We start from the raw sequence: 24,827 nt of genomic DNA on the forward strand, positions 1-24,827 counted from the left end.
GCCGCCGCCGGTCGATGGCAGTGGCGCGGACAAGCAGGATCCGCCGACGACGCCCGACAACGGCTTCACGACCCAGCTGACGCCGCCCAAGCCGGCCGACCCCGGTCCGCACGACCCGGCTCCGCCGACCGGCGGCGGCGACTTCACGACGACGGTGGCGCCGCCCCTGACCCGGGTGGATGTCGACCTCGATGGCGACGGCGTGGCCGACGGCTATCTGCTGCTCGGCTTCCGCGGCGCGCCCGTCGACCCGCCGATCACCGGCAACGTGGGCGGCAGCCTCGGGGCCATCGACCCGCTGGGCTAGGGGCTCAGAGCCCCTTCACGATCCCTTCGACCATCTTCTTGGCGTCGGCGAACAGCATCATGGTGTTGTCGCGGAAGAAGAGCTCGTTCTCGACGCCGGCGTAGCCGGCCGCCATGCCGCGCTTCACGAAGAGGACGGTGCGAGCCTTTTCCACGTCCAGGATCGGCATGCCGAAGATGGCGCTGGTGGGATCGGTCTTGGCCGCCGGATTGGTCACGTCGTTGGCCCCGATCACGAAGGCCACGTCGGCGGTGGCGAACTCGGAGTTGATGTCCTCCAGCTCGAACACCTCGTCGTAGGGAACGTTGGCCTCGGCCAGCAGCACGTTCATGTGCCCGGGCATCCGGCCGGCGACCGGGTGGATGGCATACTTCACCTCGACGCCCTCTTCCTTGAGGATGTCGGCCATCTCGCGCAGCGCGTGCTGGGCCTGGGCCACGGCCATGCCGTAGCCGGGGACGATGATCACCTTCGATGCGTTCTTCATGATGAAGGCGGCGTCGTCGGCCGAGCCCTGCTTCACCGGCCGCGTCTCGATCTTGCCGGTCGCGGCGGCGCTGTCGTCGGCGCCGAAGCCGCCCAGGATCACCGAGACGAAGCTGCGGTTCATGCCCTTGCACATGATGTAGCTCAGGATCGCGCCGGAGCTGCCCACCAGGGCGCCGGTGATCACCAGGGTGATGTTCTCGAGCGTGAAGCCCAGGGCCGCGGCCGCCCAGCCGGAGTAGCTGTTCAGCATCGAGACCACGACGGGCATGTCGGCGCCGCCGATCGGGATGATCAGGGTGACGCCGATCAGCAGCGCCAGCGCGAAGATCGCCCAGAACGCCCAGATCGCCTGGCCGCTGCTCATCACCAGGATCGCCACCAGGGCGACGATCGCCACGCCGATGGCGATGTTCAGCAGGTGGCGGGCGGGCAGCAGGATGGGCGCGCCGCTCATGTTGCCGTTCAGCTTGGCGAATGCGATCACCGAGCCGGAGAAGGTCACGGCGCCGATGGCCAGGCCCACCGACAGCTCGATCAGCGACACGAGGTGGATCTCGCCGGGCGCGCCGATGCCGTAGGCGTCGGGCGTGTAGATCGCCGCCACCGCCACGAGGCAGGCGGCCATGCCGACCAGGCTGTGGAAGGCCGCCACCAGCTGCGGCATCGAGGTCATGGCCACGCGCCGGGCAATCACGGCGCCGATGGTCCCGCCGACGGCGATGCCGGCGGCGATCAAGCCCAGCGTGAGCGCATCGAGCTTGCCCTCGCTGAACAGCGTGGCCAGCGCCACGCCGATCGCCAGCGCCATGCCGATCATACCGTTGCGGTTGCCCGCCTGGCTGGTGGTCGGCGAGCTCAGGCCCCGGAGCGCCAGGATGAAGAGCACCCCGGAGACGAGGTAGAGGACGGCCGCGAGATTGGCGTTCATGGTGTTGCCCCTGCCAACCGCGCTACTTCGACTTCTTCTTGTACATGGCGAGCATCCTCTGGGTGACGAGGAAGCCGCCGAAGATGTTCACCGCCGCGAAGGCCGCGGCGATCGCGCCGGCGCCCTTGGAGATCAGGACGTTCTGGGTGACCTCGCCGCCCGACCCCTGCGCCGCGGCGGCCAGGAGGGCGCCCACGATGATCACCGAGGAGATGGCGTTGGTCACGGCCATCAGCGGCGTGTGCAGCGCCGGCGTCACGCTCCAGACCACGTAGTAGCCCACGAAAATCGCCAGCACGAAGATCGCCAGGCGGAAGACGGTCGGATCGACGTCCATGAGGTCTCTCAGGCTTTGAGCGAGGGATGGACCACGGCGCCGCCGTGGGTGACGAGGCTGGCCTTCAGGATCTCGTCCTCGAGGTCGGGGGCGAAGGCGCCCTCCTTGTTCTTGAAGAGCTCGGCGAAGGCCAGGAGGTTGCGGGCGTAGAGCGCCGAGGAGTCGGCCGAGATGCGGGCCGGCAGGTTGGCCACACCCATGATCTTCACGCCGTTCTTGGTGACCGCCACCTCGCCCAGCTTCGCGCCCTCGACGTTGCCGCCCTGCTCGATGGCAAGGTCGACCAGCACAGAGCCCGGCTTCATCGAGGCCACCTGGGCGGCGCTCACCAGCTTAGGGGCCGGGCGGCCCGGGATCAGGGCCGTGGTGATAACGATGTCCTGCTTGGCGATATGGCCCGAAACCAGCTCGGCCTGCTTGGCCTGGTATTCCTTGGACATCTCCTTGGCGTAGCCGCCCTCGGTCTGCGCCGCCTTGAACTCCTCATCCTCGACGGCGAGGAACTTGGCCCCCAGGCTCTCGACCTGCTCCTTCGTCGCCGGCCGCACGTCGGTGGCGGTGACCACTGCGCCCAGCCTGCGCGCCGTGGCGATGGCCTGCAGGCCCGCGACGCCGACGCCCATGATGAAGATCTTGGCCGGCGCCACCGTGCCCGCCGCCGTCATCATCATCGGCAGCGCCCGGCCATAGGCCTCTGCGCCCTCGATCACGGCGCGGTAGCCGGCGAGGTTGGCCTGGCTCGACAGGGCGTCCATCACCTGGGCGCGGGTGATCCGCGGCACGAATTCCATGGCGAAGGACGTCGCGCCCTGCTTGGCCAGGGCGTCGACGGCGGCCTTCTCGTTGAAGGCGTTCAGCAGGGCCACGACGTAGGCGCCGGACTTCAGCGCCTTGATCTCCTCGGCCTCGGGGGCGCGCACCTTGAACAGCACGTCGGCCTTGCCGATGGCGTCCTTGGCGGTCTTGGCGATCTTGGCCCCCGCGGCCTCGTAGTCGGCGTCGGCGATCGAGGCGCCGGCGCCCGCGCCAGCTTCCACGACCACGTCGAACCCGGCCGCGATCAGCTTCTTCGCCGTCTCCGGTGTCGCGGCGACGCGCGTCTCACCGGCCTTGCGCTCCTTGGTGACGGCGATGACGGCCATGGTCCGCGGGATCCCCCAAAATGCGCGCGACAGCGGCCGGACCATAGGAGGCGTCGCGACGGCTTGTCCAGCCGTCGAACCGCAGTTTTCAAACGGTCGTTTGAAGGGTTTCTGAATGGACGTGACGCAACGTCCAGACACGACAAAGCCTCCGCCGTCGCGGAGGCCCGTCGAACTCGGCCTTGAAGGTGGGCGTCTAGTGCGCGCCGGCGGCTTCCGGCTTCTCGCGCAGCAGCAGCACGCCGGCGGCCAGCAGCACGACGGCGGCGATGGCCGAACCCATGAAGCCCGTGTGGGTGCAGAACAGCAGGGTGAAGAACAGGACGCCGGCGGCGATCGCCAGCGAGGCCCACTTCGTCATGCCCATGACGAGGGCGAAGGTCGCGGTCTGCTCGGCGATGTCCATGCCGCCGCGCTGGTAGTCGTTACCGGCCATCGGGGAATTCACTCTCGGATGAAAGGGGAATGGAGGGCGGCGATACACGAACCGCCGCCCGCGTTCAATGCGGCCAACTGCCCAGCAGCGTCCGAAGCGCCGCCACGAGCGCCAATGGCTGGTCGATCATCACGTGGTGATGCGAATCCGGGATCTCGATCTCGGGCACGTGACCGTCGAGGAAGCCCGGCTCGCCGGCCTTGCGGCGGTCGATGATCCGGCTCTTGTCGCCGTAGAGGTGGATCATCGGCACCTTCAGCTCGGGCATCCCGCCGATGGCCATGACGCCATCCGAGCGGTCGAGCTTCTCCCACATGTTGGGATCGAACTTCCAAGACCAGCCCTCGCCCCCGTCCGGCATCGGGACGCGCTTCAGCGAGCGGCGGGCGATGAAGTCGAGGACGTAGTGGTTCTCCGCCGGCTGCGGCGGCATCAGCCGGAACCGCGCCAGGGCGGCGGCCAGGGTCGGGTAGACCCGGGTGGGCCGGTCGGGGCTCGGGTTGTTGGCCAGGAGCTCGGCGCGCTTCTGGCGCTCGGCCAGCACCTCTGGCGGCGGGCCGCCGAAGCCGGTGTCGACCAGGACCGCGGCGTGCATCTGCTCGGGGTGGCGGACGGCGGTGTAGAACACTTGCCCGCCGCCGAACGAGTGGCCGATGTAGATCGGCTTGCGGCCGCCTTCGTAGAGGCCGGTCGCCCGGCTGACGGCCTCGGCGTCGGCCGCGAAGTCCTGGAACCTGTAGGTCGTGCGCCAGTCCGAGTTGCCCATGCCGGCCAGCGACATCGAGGTGACCCGGTAGTCCTTGGCCAGGTACGGCGCGAGCGGGCTCCACCACTCGGCGTGCGCGCTGTTGCCGTGGACGAGCAGCAGGCCGGGCTTGCCGCGCTCGCCCCACGACAGGGCTTCCAGCTTGATGCCCATGGACTCGACGAAGTCCCGCTCCGGCTCCTGGGCGATCGCCCACTGGAACCACGCCGGCGCCGGCGGCTCTTCGCCGTTGAACGGCGCCAGCGGCGCCCGGACCTCCGGCGGCAGGTCGTCCGAATGGAACGGCCGGTCGTCGTAGGTCTCTTTCGTCGCCGCGGTCGGCGTCTTCGTCAGGTCGTCTGCCATCGTCCAATCGGTCTAACGGCCGTTTGAAAAATGGCAAGCCGTACCTCTCCTTCGGCGAAGACGCCGCGGCGGTCCGCTCAGTCGATCGGCAGCCCCAGCGCCACCCGGCCCGCGAGCCGGGCCTGCGCCTTTTCCTGCAGCGGGTGGTAGCGGGCCGCCTGGATGTCCCGCCAGATCCGCTCCAGCCCCACCTTGCGGTAGAACGCCCCGCCGCCGGCGGCGTCCATCGCCTTCTCCACGGTTCGGATCGCGGCGCGGGCCACCAGCGTGCGCCCCGTCATGATGCGGTTGGTGGCGTCCTGGCCCGGCTCGTCGCCCGCCGTGCAGGCCACCATGTCGGCCAGCGCCAGGCGCGCGGCGGCCAGCTCGGTGTCCATCTCGCCGACGATCAGGGCCAGGTCGTCGGAGGTCTTCCGGCCCGCCATCGCCACGGCCTTGTCCCGCGCCGCTTCGGCCAGGCCGAGGTAGACGCTGTAGATCAGCGGGAAGGCGACCAGGGTCACCATGTGCATCAAGGGGTGCCACTTGCCCGAGGGCCGCCGCACGGTCACGGCCGCGTCGGGCACGAAGACGTCCTTGAGCTCGATGTCGTGCGAGCCGGTGCCGCGCATGCCCAGCGTCCGCCAGGTGTCGAGGATGGTCACGCCCTCGGCCTTCAGCGGGATCGCCATGTGGAGCACCGTCGGCCCCTCGGGCGTCTCCTGCACCGCCATGGTCACCAAGAGGTCGCCCAGCGGGCAGCCGCTGGCGAAGATCTTGCGCCCGCTCACCCGGAAGCCGCCTTCGACAGGCTTGGCCTCGCACGAGCCGTCCAGCCAGTCCGAGCCGCCGGACGAGACCAGCGTCAGCTTCTCGGCCACGATCCGCTTCAGCAGCCCTTCCACCGCCTCGGGCGTGCGCCGCCAGCGCCAGGCCGGCAGCGCCACCGCATGGGTGTGCATGGCGAACGCCAGCGCCGTCGAGCCGCAGTGGCGGGCGAGCGCACGCAGCATCTCCGACAGCTCGGCGGGGCTCGCGCCGCCGCCGCCCAGCTCGGCCGGCACGCCGGCGGCGTGGAAGCCCTCTTCCTTCAGGAGTTTCATGTTCTCGGCCACGAACGCGTCGCCCGCATCCGCCGCCTCCGCGCGCGCCGCGATCTGCGGTCCCAGCTCGTGCGCCTTGCGGATCCAGTCCATGGCCTCAGCCTTCACATTGATCGTCATTGGGGGGTCATCCTCAAAAGGTCTGTTGAGGCGACGTCTTCGTCCAGATGGCCCCCACCGCTCCAGTTCGAAGAATGAACTTGTCGAACGCGGGTATCGGGCCGACCCTAAGGGCATGAAAGGGTATGGCCAGTTCTGTCCGGTCGCCAAGACGGCCGAGATCTTCGCCCAGCGGTGGACGCCGCTGATCATTCGCGAGCTCTGCTTCGGGCCCAAGCGGTTCACCGAGGTGCACTCCGGCGTGCCGCTGATGTCGCGCGCTCTGCTGGTCCAGCGCCTCGGCGAGCTGGAGGAGGCGGGCGTCATCGCCACCCGGCCGCTGGCGCAGGGCAAGCTCTATTCGCTCACCCAGGCGGGCCGGCAGATGGGCGACATGATCGAGCTCATGTCAGACTGGGGCCAGCGCCACGGCCAGGGCCGCATCGCCCTGGAGGAGATGGACCCGCAGCTCCTGATGTGGGGCATGAAGCGCCAGATCGACCCGCGCGAACTGCCCGACCGCGACCTGGTGCTGCGCTTCGACTTCCGCGGGCTGCCCAAGGCGCACGCGGCGCGGCGTTACTGGTGGATGATCCTGCGGCCCGCCGACGTCGAGGTCTGCCTCAAGGATCCCGGCCTGAAGGTCGACGTGGTGCTGGCGTCCGACCTAGAGGCCTTCGTGCGCGTCTGGATGGGTCATTGCGGCCTGTCGGACGCCCTCGCCGCCGGGGCCATCACGCTCTCGGGCGAGAAGGCGCACATCGCCGCGCTGAAGCGGGCCCTGCGGATCGAGGACGAGGCGGCGTTGAAGACGCTCTACTTCCGGCCCGCCGCCTGAGCTAGCATGCCCCAGACCGGGTCGGGGCCGGTCGCGGAGATGACGGCATGTCCGACCGTTGGCTCGCCCTGATCGTCGCCGCCTTGCTGGCGGCCCCGCCCGCGGCTGCACAGCGGGTCCGACCCGACCTCGACGGCATCTGGAGCAACCGCTCGCTCACGACGCTCGAGCGGCGCCCGGCGTTCAAGACGCTGACGCTGAGCGAAGCCGAGGCGCGCGCCGCTGAGAAGGCGCTCGACGGTCGCCCCGCGATACCGGCGGACGAGGTGGGGCAGGTCGAGACGGAGTGGTGGGAGCCGGGCCTGGCGCTGGCGCGGGTAGACGGTCAGGCGCGCACGTCGTGGATCGTCGAGCCCGCCGACGGCCGGCTGCCCTATTCCGAGGCCGGGCTGAAAGCGCTGACGGCGGCGCAGGCCGCCGACCGCAACGCCTTCGATGGCCCCGAGGTGCGACCGGGCCCCGAGCGCTGCCTGATGGGCGGCGGTGGGGCGACGGGGCCGCCGATCCAGAACCCGGTCTACAACGGCAACTACCGGATCGTGCAGACGCCGGACCACGTGGTGATCGTCTCGGAGATGATCATGAACGCGCGGATCATCCCGCTGCGACCCATGCCGCCGCTGCCGGAGTCCATGCGGCCGTGGACCGGCGACCCGTCAGGCCGCTGGGAGGGCGACACGCTGGTGGTCGAGACCCGCGGCCTGCATCCCGGCGCCGCCTGGCGAATGCCGAGCCGGCTCTACCTGTCGAAGGACGCCCGCGTCGTCGAACGCTTCACCAGGGTCTCCGAGACAGAGCTGCGCTACGCCTTCACCGTGGAAGACCCGACGGTGTTCACCCGGCCCTGGCGCGCCGAGATGCTCCTGCGGCCGGCGACGGCCCCCATGTTCGAATACGCCTGCCATGAGGGGAACTACTCGCTATTTGGGGCCCTGGCCGGCGCGCGGCGTATCGAGCGCGACGCGGCGACCCCATCGCCCTGACGCCGCCTACTCGCCCGGCCGGTAGTCGCGACGGATGTGGCCTGCGAGCTGTTCCTCCGTGAACAGCACCGGCTTGGTCTGCATCGTCGCGAACAGCGGCGTCTGGTCGGCGTAGTGCGGCGAGGCGGCGTCCAGCGTCGCCGAGCCGAACTGGTGGATGCTCTTCGACGACAACCTCCCGTCCCGGTCCCAGGTCACGAACATCACGAAGGTGTCGCCGGCCAGCGCCTTCAGCCGCCCGTCGGCGTCGGGCCGCCCATAGACGGCGCGGAAGATGTCCGGCCCGCCGTCGATCGGCAGGTCGACGGTCCCGCGGCGGATGCGGTTCACCTCGCCCCAGGTGGGGTCGATACGGCCGAAGCGCGCCCTGAGCTCGCCCATCACTGTCTTCAGCACCTCGAGCGGTGGCTTGCCCGGCGACTGGACCAGCCGCGTCACCGTCAGCACCGCCAGCGGCGCCGCGCGGCTGTCGACGTTCGTCCGCCGGTCCCAACCCCGGAACAGCGCTTGCGCAGCAGCGAGGTCGGCGTCGCTCCCAGCCGGGACCGAGAGCAGCAGCGCCACCGCCTTCCCGAGGTCGGACGTGTCCGAATAGGCCAGGTCGTACTTGTAGGCCTCGAACTCCTCGGCGGTGATCGACGGGTCCGCGCCATAGGTCTCCAGCGCGCGCATCGCCCGGTTGGTCATGTTGGTCTGCAGGCCGAGGGTCTTCGGATAGGCCTCGGGCTTCAGGTTGTCGGCCGCGTCGGTGGCCTGGAACGGGGTGTTGTTGGCGTTGAAGGTCCAGCCGCCCTTGGGATTCCACACCTGCGGGACCTGGGCGAACGGCAGCTGGGCGGTCCAGATCAGGGCGGAGCGGTCGCCCGGGACCACGCCCGACCAGTCCACGCCCGCTTTGCGCACCGGATAGCGGCCGTTGTGGACATAGCCCACGTTCCCCTTGGCGTCGGCGTAGACGTAGTTGATCGAGGGCAGCACGCCGCGCGCCATGGCCGCCTTCCATTCGGCCAGGCTCCGCGCCTTGTTCATCGCGAAGTACTGGCCGTTCTGGCGCACCTCGCCCAGGCCAGCGAAGCGGATCGCGAACACCCCGTGGTCGGTCCTCACCACCGGCCCGTGGACCGAGCGGGTCACCTCGCGGCGGACGGTCTCGAGCGTGCCGCCGGGCCGCTTCACCTTCAGCTCGACCCAGCCGCTCTCGAACCGCCTCCAGGCGCCGTCCAGCCGGTACTGGTCGCGGTCGGCTGGATTGACGGTGAGCTGGTAGACGTCGGCCAGGTCCGGATTGTTGACTGTGGACGCCCAGCCCAGGTGGGCGTTGTGGCCATGCAGCATGAAGGGCGAGCCCGGGAAGAAGCCGCCCGCCACATGCCAGCCCTGGTCGCTCTGCAGCACCGCCTCGTACCAGGCGAGCGCGCCGGTGTAGGGCTGGTGAGAATTGACCAGCAGCCGCGTCGCACCGTCGGCCGAGCGCTTCGGGCCCACCGCCACGCCGTTCGAGCCGATCTCGATTTTCTCCTCCACGGCGGCGGTCTTCGTGGACGTGGACCGCATGGTCCGCCGGAAGAGGTCGTCCAGGCCGTAGAAGGTAGGCCCGCGATAGGTCGTGCCGGCCACCAGATCCTGGCCCGTCACGCGCCCCAGCCCGGCGACGGTCTTGTCGGGGTGCTTCGCCGCGTAGGCGTTGATCCCGGCCGCGTACGCCTCCAGCACCGACCGCAGGTCGGCCGGCAAGCCGCCATAGCCGCGCTGCACGGCGCCCGCCACGTCCTGCAGCGCCACCAGGTAATCGCTCTCCAGGCCCGCCGGTCCGTTCAGCTCGGCCAGCCGTCCGCGCGCGGTGAACACCGCCTCCTGCACGGTGGCGAAATCGTCCTCGCACTGCGCCCACGCCAGGCCGTAGGCCACATCGGCGTCGGTCTTGCCCTTGACGTGCGGCACGCCCCACTCGTCGCGTCGGATACGCACGTCGTAGTCCCGCGCCTGGACGGCGCCCGCCGCCAGCACGGCGATCGCCGCGCCGATGATCGCCCCACGCATCCTCGCCTCCCCGTTTTGGCCACTGTCGCGGATGCCGGGCGGCTGGCCAAGCCGCCGTCGCCCGCTATCGTGGCGGCATGGACGCGCGCGAACTCGACGACGTGGTGGCCGTGCTGCCGCCGCTGCTGCAGGCGCTGGACCGCCTGGGGTTCGTGGCGCGCTACCTGGATCCTGCCCACTTCGACCAGGTGATGGACGCGGTGGGCGAGCCCGAGGCGGCGCTGGTCGCCGAGCGGCATCGGCTGGACGGCTGGTCCGACAGCCTGGCCGACGTGCAGGCCGCCCTGGCCACGGCGACCGACGGCGCGATCGCCGCTTTCGCCGCCCTGCGCGCCGCGCCTGAAGCTGAGGACGGGCTGATGGCCGCCTTCAAGGCGCTGCGCGAGCTGCCGCGCGCCATGGAGGCGCTCTATCCGCTGGCCGGCGGCCTGCCGCCGGTGAGCCGCTTTTTCCTCGACCCCGCCCGCCGCGACGACATCGAGTTCGCGAGGCGACTGGCCGAGGCGCCCGGGCGCCCCGACACCGGCGTGCTCCACTTCGACAACGACCCCGGCACGCGCGGCGGCTTCTCTGTCTATGTCCCCGAGATCTATGACCCGGCAGTCGCGTGGCCGGTCGTCTTCGCCCTGCACGGCGGCTCGGGCAACGGGCGCTCGTTCCTGTGGAGCTGGGTGCGCGAGGCCCGCACCTTCGGCGCCATCGTCGTCGCGCCCACCGCTGTCGGCCGCACCTGGGCGATCCAGGGCCCCGACGCCGACACGCCCAACCTCGCCCGCATGCTGGACGCCATCCGCGGCCACTGGAATGTCGACCCCGCCCGCCTGCTGCTCGGCGGCATGAGCGACGGCGGCACCTTCGCCTATGTCTCCGGCCTCGAGCCGGGCTCGCCGTTCACCCACCTGGCGCCGGCCTCCGCGGCCTTCCATCCGATGATGGCCGCCTACGCCGACAAGGACCGGCTCGCGGGCCTGCCGATCCACATCGTCCACGGCGTGCGCGACTGGATGTTCCCCATCGACATGGCGCGCGAGGCCGCCCAGGCGCTGACGCGGGCCGGCGCGAACGTCATCTACCGCGAGCTCGACGACCTCAGCCACACCTACCCGCGCGAGCTGAACGGGCCGATCCTGACTTGGCTCTCGGAGACCTGATGCCCAAGACGCTGAAGTCCCCGCCCGGCATCGCGCTGGGCCGCTGCGTGTGTGGCGCGGTGGAGGTCGAGATCGGCATCCCGGCCCGCTGGGCCTGGCACGACCACTCGGCACGGAGCCGCCATGCCCAGGGCTGCGCCTACGCCACCTACGTCGGCAGCTGGAAGAGCCGCTTCCGCGTGGTCGAGGGCGAGGAGCATATCGCCCGCTACGAGGACGAGGACGAAGGCACGGCCCGCAGCTTCTGCGCCCGTTGCGGCACGCCCCTCTTCTACGAGCGCCGCCGCTCGCCGCAGATGGTCAACGTGCCGCGCGCCCTCTTCACCACCCGCACGGGTCGAGAGCCGCGATACCACATGCACCTCTCCGAACAGGCCGACTGGACCTACATGGGCGAGCCGCTGGCGCCCCTGAAGGGCTATCCCGGCGTGATGTGGGTCAAGCCCACCCGGAAGAAGCGCAAGCCGCCCGAACCGATGTTCTAGGTTGCAGCAAGCCTCGGATTTGGCGTGGGAAACGGTCGGTTTCCCGACTTACCTAATCAACCTGCCATCAACAGTCCTGTGACAAAGCTCGCGTTGCGCCCCGACCGCCCCCTGCGGCCGCGGCGTGGGAGCGAAGCGAAGATGGCGTCCGCGAACGCCACGGCGGCAGCTGCACCGGCCGCGCCTCAAAAGGCGCCGGCGGCTCCGACCATGGCCCAACTTCTGAGCTTCGTGTTCGCCAGCGCCGACCTGGTGCTCGAGATCGAGGACCGGCATCTCGTCAGCTTCGCCACCGGCGCGGCCATGCGGCTGCTCAGTCGCAGCGCCGATTCCACCCTGGGCAAGCCCTGGCGCGAGCTGTTCGTCCCTGCCGACGCCGAGCTGGTGGAGGCCGCCCTGCGCGACACCCGTCCCGGCGAGCGTCGCGGTCCCTACACCGTCGGCCTGGCCACCCAGCGCGGACCGCAGCCGGCCATGCTCACCTTCTTCCAGATGCCGGGGCGCGACAGCCACGTGGCCGCCTCGCTCAGCCTCTGCGCGCCCGGGATCGGGCCGGCGCGCCTGGACGAGACCGGGCTGACCGGCCGCGAGGAATTCGAGACCGCCGCCGCCAACCTGATGAAGCAGGCCGACCGCGACGGCGCCTCGCTCCACGTCGACCTTCTGGAATTCGCCGGCCTGACCGGCGCGCTGTCGTCCATGTCGCCCGCCGAGGCGATGAACGTGCGGCGCAAGCTGGCCGCCATGCTGCGGGCCGCCTCGTACGGCGGGCTGCCGGCCGCCGCCATCGGCCCCGACCGCTTCGCCCTGCTGCGCTCGGGCCAGGCCAACAACGCCGAGGCGCTGGCCGAGCGCGTGCGCGACCTCGCCGGGCCGAGGATCCAGCTCTGGACCGGCGCGCTGGCGCTGGACGCCGCCTCGCCCACCGAGAGCCTGCGCGCCATCCGCTACGCCATCGACCGCTGCATCGAGGAGGGCCCGCCGCTGGCCGCCAAGAGCTTCGAGGCGGCGCTGCGCCAGACGGTGACCGAGTCCACCCGCTTCAAGGACCTGCTGCGCGAAGGCCGCTTCGAGCTGGTCTACCAGCCGGTGGTCAACCTCAAGACCCGCGAGCTCCACCACTACGAGGCCCTCACCCGCTTCGAGGGCGGGGGCGGCCCAGCCGCCACCATCAAGCTCGCCGAGGAGCTGGGTCTGGTCGTGGAGTTCGACCTCGCCATCGTGCGCACCGTGGCGCAGGCCCTGTGCGAGGCGCGCGAGGACGTCCGCATCGCCGCCAACATCAGCGCGTTCTCGCTGCAGTCCGAGGGCTTCATCGACGAGGTCCTGAAGGTCACCGCCATCACCGAGAAGATCCGGCCGCGGCTGATGCTGGAGCTGACCGAGAGCCACCAGATCTCGGACCTCGCCGCCGCTAACGACCTGATCCAGCGGCTGCGCCAGGCCGGCCATGTGATCTGCCTCGACGACTTCGGCGCAGGCGCCGCGTCGATGGACTACCTGCGCCAGATCGAGGCCGACGTCGTGAAGTTCGACGGCCGCTTCATCCAGGCCCTCGGCGGGCGGCCGCGCGACACGCTCATCCTGAAACGACTGGCCGAACTGTGCCGCGAGCTGGAAGTCTCCACCGTGGCCGAGATGATCGAGACCGAGGAGGCGGCCAAGGCGGTCGCCGACCTAGGCGTCCAGCTGGGCCAGGGCTGGCTGTTCGGAAAGCCCACGCCCAAGCCCGAGAGCATGCAACGCGCGCCCAGCCCGGTGGCCGCCCGCCGCCGCGGCGAAGTGGAGAGCTGGGGCTAGGAGGGATCGCCGCACGGCTCTCGCGAGTTAGAGTGCCGCCATGGCCACCCACACCGGCTCGCGCGTGATCAAGGCTCCGCCGCACGCGATCTACCGCGCCTTCCTGGAACCCTCGGCCGTGGCCTCGTGGCGACCGCCTCGAGGGATGTCGGCCAAGGTCTACGCCTTCGAGCCTCGCGCCGGCGGCGGCTACCGCATGGCCTTCGTCTATGACGACGGCGGCCGGTCCAATCGCGGCAAGACCTCCGCGGACGCCGACGTCTTCGAGGCCCGCTTCGCCGAGCTGGTGCCCGACGCGCGGATCGTCGAGGTCGTCCGCTTCCAGTCCGACGATCCCGCCTTCGCCGGCGAGATGACGCTGACCACCACGCTGCATCCGCTGCCCGCCGGAACCGAGGTCACGGTGCTGGCCGAGAACGTGCCGCGCGGCATCAGCGCCGCCGACCACTCCGCCGGCATCGCCTCGTCGCTGGAGAGCCTGGCTCGCTATGTGGAGTGAGGCGTCACACCAGCGCCTCGAAATCGTCCACCAGCCGCTCGATCTGCTTCACGCCCGCCGCCCAGAACGTCTTCTTCCGCGGGTCCAGCCCGAACGGCGCCAGCGCCTCGACGTAGGTCTTGGTGCCGCCGGCCGCCAGCAGCTTCTCGTACAGCGGCGCGAACTTCGCCGGGTCCTCGCGGCGCTTCTCCATGAGGCCCCGCACTAGGAGGTCCCCAAAGGCGTAGGCGTAGACGTAGAACGGGGCGTGGATGAAGTGGCTGATGTAGGCCCAGTAGTGGCGGTAGCCCTTGTCCAGCCGTACGGCGGGACCCAGGCATTCGCTCATGATCTCCATCCACAGCGAGCCGATCTCCTCGGCCGAAAGCTCCCCCTGGACGCGGGCGGCGTGGAAACGGGTCTCGAAGCGGTGGAACGCGATCTGGCGCACCACCGTGTTGATCCCGTCCTCGATCTTCCCCGCGAGCAGCCCCCGCCGCTCGGCCTTGGAGGCCTCGGCCAGCAGCTTCTCGAACACCAGCCCCTCGCCGAAGATCGAGGCCGTCTCGGCCAGCGTCAGCGGCGTGTCGGCCAAGAGCGTGCCCAGCGGCTTGCACATCGTCTGGTGCACCGCGTGCCCCAGTTCGTGGGCCAGGGTCAGCACGTCACGCCGCTCGCCCATATAGTTCATGAACACGAACGGGTGCCGCGTGGCCGTCACGGAGTGGGAGTAGGCGCCCATCTGCTTGCCCGGCCGGGGCTTGGCGTCGATCCAGGGCTGGTTGAAGAAGATGCGCGCGGTCTCGGCGAAGCCGGGCGAGAGCGCCTCGTAGCTGTCGAGCACGATCGACTTGGCCTCGTCCCAGCTGAAGGTCCGCGGCTGCGCCGAATCCAGCGGGCAGTTTCGGTCCCAGTGGTCCAGGTGGGTCAGCCCCATCGCCTTGGCCTTCAGGCGGTAGTAGCGGTGGCTCACGCTCTCGTAGCCCTCGACCACTGCCGCCTCGAGCGCGTCCACCGCCTCGGCGTCCACCTCGTTGGCCAGGTGCCGGAACGAAGCCGGCGACGGATACTTCCGCCAGCGATCGTCTATCTGCTTATCGAAGGCCAGAGTATTCAGGCTGAGCGCCAGCGTGCCCGACCGCTCGGCCAGCGCCTTGGCCAGCGCCTGGGCGGCGGCCTTGCGCTTGCGGGCGTCAGGACCGGCCGACAGGCTGAGCAGCTCGGACAGCGTCAGCGTCTGGCCCTCCACCTTGGCGGACAGCTTGGCCAGGGTCTCGTCGGACAGTCGGCCCCAGTTGGCCGTCGCCGGCGCCTTGTCGATCAGGAGCCGCTCCAGGTCGGCCGTCAGCTCATGCGGCCGACCGGCGCGAACGCGCCGGAGCCAGGGCCGCCAGCGCTGCGCCGTCTTGTGGGCCTTCAGCGCCGCCTCCAGCTCGTCGTCCTCGAGCTTGTTGATCTCCAACGTGAAGAACAGGCTGAGCGCTGCGATCTGCGAACTGCGCTGCCGCAGGTCGGCCTCGAACCTTGACCACGCCGGATCGTCGCGAGCGGTCGAGGCCGAGAGCGAAGCGAACGCCCCCACGCCCCACATGGCGTTGGTCGCCTGCTCGTAGAGCTCGATCCCGCGGTCGATGATGCCGCCCAGCTCGGCCGGCCGCGCCCGGGTGGCCACCAGCCGGCCCTCGAGCTTGGCGAGCTCGCGGTTGAGCCGCTCGGCTTCAGCGAGGTCCGCGGCGATGCGCGGGTCCTCCCGATCGGCATAGAGGTCGTCCAGCCGCCACGTGGGCAGCGCTTCGGTCTTGAAGGGGGCGTTCATGGAGCGGAACCTTAGCGCCGCCGAAGTCTCACGGCCAATGGAGGATCGCTGTTATCACTTACCTCCCCCGCTGCGGCGCGGGGAAGGTAAGTCACAGCTTCTGCGTCGCCAGCAGGATCGACGTCTCGGTCGAGGCGATGCCTTCGATCTGGCGGATGCGGTCCAGGGCGCCGCTGAACGCGGTCAACGTCTCCACGTCGATCTCCGCCACCAAGTCCCAGCGGCCGTTGGTGGTGTGCACTGCCGCCACCTCCGGGAAGCCCCGCAAGGCGCGCACAACCGCGGCCGATCGCTCGCCTTCGATGGCGATGGTCATGACGGCCCGCACCCGGTTCGACGCGTCGGGCCGGGTCTTGATCGTGAAGCCCTGGATGGTCCCGTCGCGCACCAGCCGTTCGATGCGGTTCTGCACCGTCCCGCGCGACACCCCCAGCGCCTTGGCGAGCGTCGCCGCGGGCTTCCGCGAGTCGGCGCGCAGCAGCCCGATGAGCTCCCGGTCCAGTTCGTCCGTCATTTCGCTAGTCCTACCTGACTAAACGCCAAATTGATCGACGTAATGTAGCAGCTTGGTCGCTATTCGCTAGCGCAGGACCGCGCGATCCTGCGAGCGGATCACCTCCAGGAGCCTGCATGGACCGCCCAACCTACCTGATGACCGACCCGGCCTGCTTCGACGTGAGCTACCGGATCAATCCCTGGATGGACCCCAAGGGCTGGACCGCCGCCGACGCCAAGGCCGCTGTCGCCGGCTCGCAGGCGCTGCGCGCCGCGCTCGAAGCCACCGGCGCCCACGTGGAGACCATCGGCGCCGTCCGCGGCCTGCCCGACCTCGTGTTTCCGGCCAACGCGGCCGTCGTGCTCGACGGCCGCGTCCTGATGGCCCGCTTCCGCTATCCGGAGCGCCAGGGCGAGGAGCCCGTGTTCCGCGCCGTCTTCCAGAAGCTGAAGGCCCGCGGGCTGGTCCACGACATCGTCGACTTCCCGGAAGGCGTCTTCCACGAAGGCGCGGGCGACGCGATCTGGGACGCCGATCGCAAGCTCTTCTGGTGCGGCTACGGCCCCCGTTCCAGCCGCGCGGCGATCCCGATCATCCGCAAGACCTTCGGCCACGAGACCGTGGCCCTCGAGCTCGCCACCGAGCGCTTCTACCACCTCGACACCTGCTTCTGCCCGCTGGCAGGCGGCAAGGTGCTGTACTATCCGCCGGCCTTCACCCCGGACGCGCTCGCGACCATCCGCGCGCGCATCCCCGAGAGCCAGCGAATCGAGGCCAGCGACGAGGAGGCGGCCGCCTTCTGCGTCAACGCGGTGAACCTCGACGCCCGCATCGTCATGGCCAAGGCGCCGGAGAGCCTGCGCCGCACGCTGCGCAGCCGCGGCTACAGCGTGACCGAGGTCGACCTGTCGCCCTTCATCCTCTCGGGCGGCGCCTCGTACTGCATGACGCTGCGCCTCGACCGCACCTCCGTCCCCGCCGCCGTCCAACTGCACGCCGCCGAATAAGGACATACCCCCGATGAACGACGTCGCCATCCAGCGCAGCCTGACCTCCCGCTTCATCGAGACCGAGGCCCAGTTCGGCGCCAAGAACTACAAGCCCCTCGACGTCGTGCTCACGCGCGGCGAAGGGACCTACGTCTGGGATGTCGAGGGCAACCGCTACCTCGACTGCCTCTCGGCCTATTCGGCCGTGAACCAGGGTCACTGCCACCCGAAGATCCTGGCCGCGATGATGGAGCAGGCCCAGCGCCTGACGCTGACCTCGCGCGCCTTCCGCAACGACCAGCTCGCGCCCTTCTACGAGGAGCTCTGCGCGCTCACCAACTCGCACAAGGTGCTGCCGATGAACTCGGGCGCCGAGGCGGTGGAGACGGCGCTGAAGGTGGCCCGCAAGTGGGGCTACGAGGTCAAGGGCGTGGCGGACGGCCAGGCCGAGATCATCGTGTGCGCCGACAACTTCCATGGCCGTACCGTGGCCATCGTCGGCTTCTCCAGCGACCCGCAGTCGCGCGGCGGCTTCGGCCCCTTCGCACCGGGCTTCAAGATGATCCCGTTCGGCGACGCCGACGCGCTCGAGGCCGCCATCACGCCCAACACCGTGGCCTTCCTGGTCGAGCCGATCCAGGGCGAGGCGGGCGTGATCATTCCGCCGGCCGGCTACCTGAAGCGCGTGCGCGAGCTGTGCACGCAGCACAACGTCATCATGATCCTGGACGAGATCCAGACCGGTCTCGGCCGCACCGGCAAGCTGCTGGCCGAGGAGCACGAGGGCGTCGAGGCCGACCTCACCCTGATCGGCAAGGCGCTGTCCGGCGGCTTCTATCCCGTCTCGGCCGTGCTCTCGAACTCCGAGGTCATGAGCGTGCTGCACCCCGGCGAGCACGGCTCGACGTTCGGCGGCAACCCGCTGGCCTGTGCGGTCGCCCGCGCGGCGCTGAAGGTGCTGGTCGAGGAGGGCATGATCGAGAACGCCGCCCGGGTGGGCGAGCGCCTAAAGGCGAACCTCGCGGCCATCGCCACGCCGCGCGTGAAGGACGTCCGTGGCCGCGGGTTGATGATCGCCGTCGAGCTCCACGCCGACGCCGGTGGCGCACGCCGCGTGTGCGAGGCGCTGCAGGGCCGTGGCCTCCTCGCCAAGGAGACCCACGACCATACGATCCGCATCGCCCCGCCGCTGATCCTCACCGACGCCCAGGCCGACTGGATCGTCGATCAGTTCGCGGCGGTCCTGCCGTAGCCTACTGTCCCCCACCCGCCGGAGCTTTCGCCCCCTGCGGAACCTCCGGCGCGGCGGCCACCTTCTTCGCCTCGGTGATCACGTAGGCGCGGATGTCCTCGGCGTCCTGCGGGCTCATGAAGCGCGAGAAGCTGGCCATCCCGCGGCTGGCGCTGACGCCGTCGATGACCACGCCCTTCCAGTTGTCGGCCGTCGTCAGCATCGGCGAGGCCTTGAGGTCGGGCAGCCAGGCGCCCGAGGCGTTGGGGCCATGGCAGACCTGGCAGTTCTTGTGGAACAGCTCGAAGCCGTGCTGGACGTTGCCCGTGGAATTCACGCCGGTCAGCTCCACCTTGGCCGCCGCGGGTTGCGGGAACGCCGGCGCCTTGGCCGAACCGCCCAGCTTGAAGACCATCAGCCGGCCGGGCAGCCGGGGTCTGACCGGCATAGAGGCTGGCGCCGAGATCTGGCCCCCGCCGCCCACGCCCACCATCACCGCCACATACTGCTCGCCGTCCAGCTCGTAGGTCATCGGCGCCGCGATCACGCCGTTGCCCACGTCGTAGTTCCACAGCGACTTGCCCGTGGCCGCGTCGTAGGCGGTGAACTGCCCCTGAGCCGCGCCCTGGAAGACCAGCCCGCCGGCCGTCGACAGCACGCCGGCGTTCCAGAAGTACGGATGGTTGACCGTCCAGACCGCCTTCTGCTGCACCGGGTCCCAGGCCACCAGCTGGCCCTTGATCAGGGCCGTCAGCGCCTTCAGCTGCGCCGCGTCAGATGGCAGCGAGTTGATCACGAAGTCGACGCCCACGTTCCAGGCGCCGGCCTTGTAGGACCCGCCCTTGTCGTCGGCGTAGGCGAACGGCGCCACGTTCAGCGGGATGTAGACCAGCCCCGCCTTCGGGTTGAACGCCATGGGCTGCCAGTTGTGGGCGCCCAGCGGGCCCGGCACCTGCATCACCATCGAGGTCTCGTACCGCGATCCGGGGGTCTCGATCGGCCGGCCCGTGGCCATGTCGACGCCCGAGGCCCAGGTGATGTTGGTGTACGGCTTGGCCGAGATCAGTTTTCCGGTCGCCCGGTCGATCACGTAGAAGAAGCCGTTCTTCGGCGCCTGCATCAGCACCTTGCGCGGCTGCCCGCCGATGTTCAGGTCGGCCAGCATGATGTGCTGGGTGGCGGTGTAGTCCCAGCTCTCGGCCGGGGTCGTCTGGTAGTGCCAGACGTACTCGCCGGTATCGGGCTTCAGCGCCAGGATCGAGCTCAGGAACAGGTTGTCGCCCTTGCCGCCCGACCGCTTCTGGTGGTTCCACGGCGTCCCGTTGCCGATCCCGAAGTACATGATGTCCAGCTCGGGGTCGTAGGCCATGGAATCCCAGACCGTCCCGCCGCCGCCCGTCTGCTTCCACTCGCCGTCCGACCAGGTGGCGCCTGCCTTCTCGGCCATCACCTTGTCCGACGCCGCCCCGTCGGCCGCGCCGGTCGGGTTGGGCGTGGTGTAGAAGCGCCAGGCCAGCTTGCCGGTCTCGGTGTCGTAGGCCGAAATGTAGCCGCGCACGCCGTACTCGGCGCCGCCGTTGCCGATCATCACCTTGTCCTTCACCACCCGCGGCGCGCCAGTGATGGTGTAGGGCTTGGACTTGTCGGTGGTCTGGACTTCCCACTTCACCGCGCCGGTCTTGGCATCCAGCGCCACCAGGCGGCCGTCGATCGTGCCGACGAAGATCTTGCCCTTCCACGCGGCGACGCCGCGGTTGACCACGTCGCAACAGGCGTCGAAGCCCTTCGCGCCCTCGACCCGCGGGTCGTACTTCCAGAGCTGCTTGCCGGTCTTGGCGTCGAAGGCGAACACCTTGGACCAGGCGGTCGAGGTGTAGAGCACGCCGTCGATCATCAGCGGCGTCGCCTCCTGGCCGCGGTCGGTGTCGAACTCGGCGTACCAGGCCAGGCCCAGGGTGCTGACGTTCCCGGCGTTGACCTTGTCCAGCGGGCTGAAGCGCTGTTCGCTGTAGTCCTTGCCGTAGGACAGCCACTCGGCGTTCGCCGCCGCCGCCTCCAGGCGCTTCTGGTCGACGCTGCCGGGCGCCTTCTGGCAGGCCGCCAGGCTCGCAGCGAACGCCAGGGCCAAGCCCAGTCGGAAGAATTTCATGACGCCTCCCAGCAGCCGACTTCTTTGGATGATCGGCGTTCAGGGGGCGCACTATGCCCCGCGGCGCGCGGCCCGCAAGCCTGCCGCCGGGGAAGCGGCGGTCAGACCACGGCGCCAAGGGACGCACGGCTCGGGGCTGCGCCGGGACGCAGCCGCGCGTAGGCCATGGCGATGCGGTCGACAACCTCGGCCAGGTCGTCGGGCGCCATCGTGAACGGCAGGCGCATGAAACGCTCGAACGCGCCGTCTACGCCGAACCGAGGCCCGGCCGCCAGCCGCACGCCGAACCGCTCGGACGTGGCCGCCAGCGTGTTCGACACCGGCGCCGGCAGCTCGGCCCACAGCGACAGGCCGCCGGGGGGCAGCGCCACCTTCCAGTCGGGAAGCCGCTCGCGCACTAGGCCGTAGAGCACGTCGCGCCGCTCGCGCAGCAGGCCACGGCGATGGGCCAGGGAGGGCTCGTCGTCGGCCAGCAGGTGCGCGCAGGCGAGCTGCTCCAGCACCGGCGTACCGAGGTCCAGCGACACCCGGCGCACGGCGATCGCCTGGATGGTGGCCACGTCGGCGCGGATCCAGCCCAGGCGCAGGCCGCCCCAGAAGCTCTTGCCCATCGACCCCAGCCGCACCAGGCCCTCGACCGGCTCGTCGAACTCGTAGCTCTTCACCGGCCCGTCCAGCGACAGGTCGATCATGGTCTCGTCGAAGATCACGGTGGTCCGCGCCGCCTGCGCGGCCGCCACGATCGCCGCCCGCGCCTCGGACGACATGAACCGGCCGGTCGGATTGTGGAAGTCGGCGATGAAGTAGGCCAGTCGCGGCGCGCTCTGGCGCAGGGCGGCGGCCACGCCCTCCACGTCCCAGCCCTCGCCCGGCAACCCCACCGGCGCGGGCCGGCACGAGGCCCGCTGGATCGCGTCGATGGCGTGCGGATAGGTCGGATGGTCGATCACCACCCGGTCGCCCGGCCCGCAGGTGAGGCGCAGCATCAGCGCCAGCGCGTGCTGCGCCCCGTTGGTCACCAGGATCTGGTCAGGCGCCGTCGGCAGGCCGCGGCGCGTGTAGCGCTCGGCGATCACCTCGCGCAGGGCCGGCAGGCCCACGGGCAGGTAGCCATGGTTGGGCAGGTGCGCCGGCAGCGCCGAGAGCGCCGCGGCGAAGGCCTGGTGCACCACCTCGGCGGCGGGCGGCGCGGCGGCGGCCATGTCGAGGATGCCCTCGCCCATCGGCCCCAGCATCAGCGGCGTCGATCCCCGGTCGCCCGGCCCGGCCGGCAGCCGGGTCTTCGCGCCCGCGCCCTGCCGGCGGTCGAGGAAGCCGTCGTCGCGCAGCCGGGCGAGCGCCGCCGTCACCGTCGTACGGCTGACCTCCAGCGCCATGGCCAGTTCGCGCTCGCCCGGCAGCACCACGTCCAGCGGCAGCCGGCCGTCGAGGATGAGCAGGCGCAGGCCGTCGGCCAGCTGACGATAGGCGGGGCCCGTCTTCTCGCCCCGCCAGGCGCCCAGGAGGCGCACAAGCGAGGCCGGACCGATGCGGCGGTAGGTCATGGACGCCACCTTCGCAGAACTGGCCCTGTTTTCAAATGCCAGTTGGCGACATCTGGCTCGGCATGATGCCTCGTCGCCTGACCCAGCTCTTCGCCGGCCTCGTCCTCTACGGCGCCTCCATGGCGCTGATGCTGCGCGCCGCGCTCGGCCTCGACCCGTGGGACGTGTTCCACCAGGGCCTGGCCGGCCACGTCGGCCTGTCGTTCGGCATGCTGGTGAACGTGGTGGGCGCGGTCGTGCTCCTGCTCTGGATCCCGCTGCGCCAGAAGCCGGGCATCGGCACGGTCGCCAACATCTTCACCATCGGCACGGCGGTGGACCTCACCCTGCTGGTCCTGCCCGAGGTCGAAGGCCTGCCCCTGCGCGCCGCCGCGCTGGTCGCAGGCGTGGTCCTGAACGGTGTCGCGGGCGCCATGTATATCGGCGCTGGCCTCGGCCCGGGCCCGCGCGACGGCCTGATGACCGGCTTCGCGCGGCGCACCGGCTGGTCGATCCGCCTCGTGCGCACGGGCATCGAAGTGACCGTCCTGGCCGTGGGCTGGCTGCTGGGCGGCACGATCGGCCTGGGGACCGTGCTCTATGCCTTCACGATCGGCCCGCTGGTGCAACTCTTCCTGCCCGCCTTCACGATCCACGACTCCCGGTCGCAAAAAAGCACGCCCGTTAACGCCTGACTCAGGTCTCCGAAACGCCGCCTTTACCCTTCGCCTGTATCAGAAGGAGACAACAACAAGGCCTCGTCCAGAAGGACGGCGGCCCAAATTCGGTGGGTGTTTTCACATGGCCAAAACGGTCCTTGTCGTTGACGACGATCCTACGCAGCGCCGCCTGATCCAGGCCGTCCTCGAGCGCGACGGCTTCGCGGTGGCGCATGCCCAGAACGGCGACGAGGCGATCCAGCATCTGTCGTCCGGGGCCGGCGTGGACGTGGTCCTTCTCGACCTGGTCATGCCCGGCATCTCGGGTCAGGACACCCTGGTGGAGATGCGCGCCCGCAGCTTCAACCAGCCGGTGATCGTGCTGACCGCCACGGGCGGGATCGACACCGTCGTCCAGGCGATGCAGGCCGGCGCGTGCGACTTCTTCGTGAAGCCCGCCAGCCCTGAGCGGATCACCGTCTCGATCCGCAACGCCCTTTCCATGGGGTCCCTCAAGAGCGAGGTCGACCGCCTCAAGAAGCACGCCTCCGGGCGCACGACGTTCGACGACCTGATCGGGACCTCGCCGGCCATGCTGATGGTCAAGCGTCTCGGCGAGCGGGCGGCCAGGTCGTCGATCCCCATCCTGATCACCGGCGAAAGCGGGGTCGGCAAGGAAGTGATCGCGCGCGCGGTCCACGGCTCGTCCGAGCGCGCCGGCAAGCCCTTCGTGGCGGTGAACTGCGGCGCCATATCCGAGAACCTGGTGGAGTCGATCCTGTTCGGCCACGAGAAGGGCAGCTTCACCGGCGCCACCGACAAGCACCTGGGCAAGTTCCAGGAGGCCAACGGCGGCACCCTGTTCCTCGACGAGGTCGGCGAACTGCCGCTCGACATGCAGGTCAAGCTGCTGCGCGCCCTGCAGGAGAGCGAGATCGACCCGATCGGCTCGAAGCGCTCGATAAAGGTCGACGTCCGCATCGTCTCGGCCACCAACCGCGACCTGTCCCAGGCCGTGGCCGAGGGCCGGTTCCGCGAGGACCTGTTCTACCGCCTGAACGTCTTCCCGGTCGAAGCGCCGCCGCTGCGCGAGCGCAAGGAAGACGTGCCGGCGCTGGTCGACTGCTTCGTCCGTCGCTTCAACGTGGAAGAGGGCAAGTCCGTCGTCGGCGCGTCGGCCGAGACGCTGGCCTGCCTCAGCGCCTTCGACTGGCCGGGCAACGTCCGCCAGTTGGAGAACGCCGTCTACCGCGCCATCGTGCTCAGCGACGCGCCCTACCTGCAGCCGCACGACTTCCCGGCGATCTCGGGCGTCGCGGCGCCGCCGCCGGATTACGTGCCCCAGGCCGCGCCGGCGCCCAGCGCCGCCATCGCCGGCGGCTCGGACTCGCCGGCCGTGGACTCGCCCGTCCGCATCCTCGACGGCCGCGGCCACCTGCGCACGCTCGAGGAGATCGAGCGCGACCTGATCCAGCTCGCCATCGAGATCTACGCCGGCCACATGAGCGAAGTGGCGCGTCGCCTCGGCATCGGCCGCTCCACCCTCTACCGCAAGGTCCGCGAGCAAGGGCTCGAAGGCCTGGTGAAGGGCGGCGAAGCCGACGCGGACGCCGCCGCGGCGTAACGCGGGGCTAGGTCTCGCTCGCATTCCAAGGCTACGCTTCCCGCAAAACGGGGAGCGGGACATGTCCAACACACGGCTCGCGGCGTTGCTCACAGGGCTGGCCGGCCTCATCACCCTGGCGATCACGGTCGGCTTCGCGCAGCTGCCGGCGCTGACGGCGGCCGGGGCCTGCGTGGCCAGCGGCGACGTCATCGCCTTCGAACTCGCCACCACCCAGGCCGAGCTCACCCGCATCTTCCATCCGCTGGGCGATCCCTGCCGGCCGCCGGCCCTGGCGGCCATGGACCAGGTGAACACCCTCGACGTCTTCGCCTACATCCCGAGCTACACGGCCTTCGCGGTGCTGAGCGTGCTGTTCGTGTCGGGCGGCGCGGTGCGGCGGCCGCTGGCGCTGGCGGCGATTGGCGCGGCGCTGCTGGCGCTCGCGGCCGACTACGTCGAGACCACCGCCCTGCTCACCATCACCAAGGACGTCGAGGCGGGCCTCGCCCTCACCGCCCGCGCCAGCACGGCGGCCTGGATCAAGTTCGGGGCGCTGGCGGCCCACGCCGCCCTACTCGCCGCGATCTGCTTCACCGTCCGGCCGCACCGCCGCGTCCTGGGCGGCCTCCTGTTGCTGCCGCTGCCCGCATTC

At 70.2% G+C, this 24,827-nt stretch carries 23 protein-coding genes; 12 read left to right on the plus strand and 11 right to left on the minus strand.

What is annotated here, in order from left to right:
* The coding region (locus tag VGD44_RS22330) for a hypothetical protein (RefSeq protein ID WP_331090585.1) at positions 1-307 on the plus strand (307 nt) is incomplete at its 5' end.
* Between the two features lie 4 nt (positions 308-311).
* Here the strand turns inward: VGD44_RS22330 and VGD44_RS22335 are convergent.
* The 6 genes from VGD44_RS22335 to VGD44_RS22360 form a co-directional block, all read right to left on the minus strand.
* Positions 312-1,724 carry an NAD(P)(+) transhydrogenase (Re/Si-specific) subunit beta gene (locus VGD44_RS22335; RefSeq protein ID WP_331090586.1) on the minus strand — a complete coding sequence of 471 codons (1,413 nt, stop codon included), beginning with the start codon at positions 1,722-1,724 and terminating at the stop codon, positions 312-314.
* A gap of 22 nt (positions 1,725-1,746) precedes the next feature.
* Positions 1,747-2,061 (minus strand): proton-translocating transhydrogenase family protein, encoded by a 315-nt coding sequence (locus tag VGD44_RS22340; protein WP_331090587.1) that lies wholly within the window; start codon positions 2,059-2,061, stop codon positions 1,747-1,749.
* A gap of 8 nt (positions 2,062-2,069) precedes the next feature.
* Complete coding sequence (locus VGD44_RS22345; protein ID WP_331090588.1) at positions 2,070-3,203, minus strand: Re/Si-specific NAD(P)(+) transhydrogenase subunit alpha; 1,134 nt, start codon at positions 3,201-3,203, stop codon at positions 2,070-2,072.
* 196 nt (positions 3,204-3,399) lie between these two features.
* Complete coding sequence (locus tag VGD44_RS22350; protein ID WP_331090589.1) at positions 3,400-3,639, minus strand: aa3-type cytochrome c oxidase subunit IV; 240 nt, start codon at positions 3,637-3,639, stop codon at positions 3,400-3,402.
* 64 nt (positions 3,640-3,703) lie between these two features.
* Positions 3,704-4,750, minus strand: a complete 1,047-nt coding sequence (locus VGD44_RS22355; protein ID WP_331090590.1) for an alpha/beta hydrolase — start codon at positions 4,748-4,750, stop codon at positions 3,704-3,706.
* A 77-nt stretch (positions 4,751-4,827) separates the two neighbouring features.
* Positions 4,828-5,952, minus strand: a complete 1,125-nt coding sequence (locus VGD44_RS22360) for an acyl-CoA dehydrogenase family protein (RefSeq protein WP_331090591.1) — start codon at positions 5,950-5,952, stop codon at positions 4,828-4,830.
* A gap of 115 nt (positions 5,953-6,067) precedes the next feature.
* Between VGD44_RS22360 and VGD44_RS22365 the strand changes: the two genes are divergently transcribed.
* On the plus strand, positions 6,068-6,769 hold the full coding sequence (locus VGD44_RS22365; protein ID WP_331090592.1) for a helix-turn-helix domain-containing protein: 702 nt from the start codon (positions 6,068-6,070) through the stop codon (positions 6,767-6,769).
* A 47-nt stretch (positions 6,770-6,816) separates the two neighbouring features.
* Positions 6,817-7,752 carry a hypothetical protein gene (locus VGD44_RS22370; protein WP_331090593.1) on the plus strand — a complete coding sequence of 312 codons (936 nt, stop codon included), beginning with the start codon at positions 6,817-6,819 and terminating at the stop codon, positions 7,750-7,752.
* 6 nt (positions 7,753-7,758) lie between these two features.
* On the opposite strand, the gene VGD44_RS22375 is transcribed toward VGD44_RS22370, so the two are convergent.
* A complete protein-coding gene (locus tag VGD44_RS22375; protein WP_331090594.1) occupies positions 7,759-9,792 on the minus strand; it encodes an acylase in 2,034 nt (677 codons plus the stop codon).
* A 77-nt stretch (positions 9,793-9,869) separates the two neighbouring features.
* Here VGD44_RS22375 and VGD44_RS22380 point away from each other — a divergent pair, with 77 nt between their 5' ends.
* The 4 genes from VGD44_RS22380 to VGD44_RS22395 all read left to right on the plus strand — a co-directional run bounded on the left by VGD44_RS22380 (position 9,870) and on the right by VGD44_RS22395 (position 13,727).
* On the plus strand, positions 9,870-10,943 hold the full coding sequence (locus VGD44_RS22380; RefSeq protein ID WP_331090595.1) for a hypothetical protein: 1,074 nt from the start codon (positions 9,870-9,872) through the stop codon (positions 10,941-10,943).
* Complete coding sequence (locus VGD44_RS22385) at positions 10,943-11,428, plus strand: GFA family protein (protein ID WP_331090596.1); 486 nt, start codon at positions 10,943-10,945, stop codon at positions 11,426-11,428. The genes VGD44_RS22380 and VGD44_RS22385 overlap by 1 nt, the downstream gene beginning before the upstream one ends.
* Before the next feature lie 210 nt (positions 11,429-11,638).
* Entirely contained in the window at positions 11,639-13,228 is a 1,590-nt protein-coding gene (locus VGD44_RS22390; RefSeq protein WP_331090597.1) for an EAL domain-containing protein, read from the plus strand.
* Between the two features lie 40 nt (positions 13,229-13,268).
* On the plus strand, positions 13,269-13,727 hold the full coding sequence (locus tag VGD44_RS22395; protein ID WP_331090598.1) for an SRPBCC family protein: 459 nt from the start codon (positions 13,269-13,271) through the stop codon (positions 13,725-13,727).
* A 4-nt stretch (positions 13,728-13,731) separates the two neighbouring features.
* On the opposite strand, the gene VGD44_RS22400 is transcribed toward VGD44_RS22395, so the two are convergent.
* Together VGD44_RS22400 and VGD44_RS22405 are read right to left on the minus strand one after the other, a co-directional pair.
* Positions 13,732-15,522 carry a M3 family oligoendopeptidase gene (locus tag VGD44_RS22400; RefSeq protein ID WP_331090599.1) on the minus strand — a complete coding sequence of 597 codons (1,791 nt, stop codon included), beginning with the start codon at positions 15,520-15,522 and terminating at the stop codon, positions 13,732-13,734.
* 91 nt (positions 15,523-15,613) lie between these two features.
* Positions 15,614-16,036, minus strand: a complete 423-nt coding sequence (locus tag VGD44_RS22405; RefSeq protein WP_331090600.1) for an Lrp/AsnC family transcriptional regulator — start codon at positions 16,034-16,036, stop codon at positions 15,614-15,616.
* Positions 16,037-16,152: 116 nt separating this feature from the next.
* On the opposite strand from VGD44_RS22405, the gene VGD44_RS22410 reads away from it, so the two are divergent.
* On the plus strand, positions 16,153-17,025 hold the full coding sequence (locus VGD44_RS22410; RefSeq protein ID WP_331090601.1) for a dimethylarginine dimethylaminohydrolase family protein: 873 nt from the start codon (positions 16,153-16,155) through the stop codon (positions 17,023-17,025).
* A 13-nt stretch (positions 17,026-17,038) separates the two neighbouring features.
* Positions 17,039-18,259, plus strand: a complete 1,221-nt coding sequence (rocD, locus tag VGD44_RS22415) for an ornithine--oxo-acid transaminase (RefSeq protein ID WP_331090602.1) — start codon at positions 17,039-17,041, stop codon at positions 18,257-18,259.
* Position 18,260: 1 nt separating this feature from the next.
* On the opposite strand, the gene VGD44_RS22420 is transcribed toward rocD, so the two are convergent.
* Positions 18,261-20,387 (minus strand): PQQ-dependent dehydrogenase, methanol/ethanol family, encoded by a 2,127-nt coding sequence (locus tag VGD44_RS22420; RefSeq protein WP_331090603.1) that lies wholly within the window; start codon positions 20,385-20,387, stop codon positions 18,261-18,263.
* Positions 20,388-20,488: 101 nt separating this feature from the next.
* Complete coding sequence (locus VGD44_RS22425; protein WP_331090604.1) at positions 20,489-21,931, minus strand: PLP-dependent aminotransferase family protein; 1,443 nt, start codon at positions 21,929-21,931, stop codon at positions 20,489-20,491.
* Between the two features lie 65 nt (positions 21,932-21,996).
* Between VGD44_RS22425 and VGD44_RS22430 the strand changes: the two genes are divergently transcribed.
* The 3 genes from VGD44_RS22430 to VGD44_RS22440 form a co-directional block, all read left to right on the plus strand.
* Entirely contained in the window at positions 21,997-22,605 is a 609-nt protein-coding gene (locus VGD44_RS22430) for a hypothetical protein (protein WP_331090605.1), read from the plus strand.
* 106 nt (positions 22,606-22,711) lie between these two features.
* Positions 22,712-24,193 carry a sigma-54 dependent transcriptional regulator gene (locus tag VGD44_RS22435; RefSeq protein WP_331090606.1) on the plus strand — a complete coding sequence of 494 codons (1,482 nt, stop codon included), beginning with the start codon at positions 22,712-22,714 and terminating at the stop codon, positions 24,191-24,193.
* A 61-nt stretch (positions 24,194-24,254) separates the two neighbouring features.
* On the plus strand, positions 24,255-24,827 hold a 573-nt coding region (locus VGD44_RS22440; RefSeq protein WP_331090607.1), incomplete at its 3' end, for a hypothetical protein.

This window comes from Phenylobacterium sp. (assembly GCF_036402295.1).
GTDB lineage: Bacteria > Pseudomonadota > Alphaproteobacteria > Caulobacterales > Caulobacteraceae > Phenylobacterium.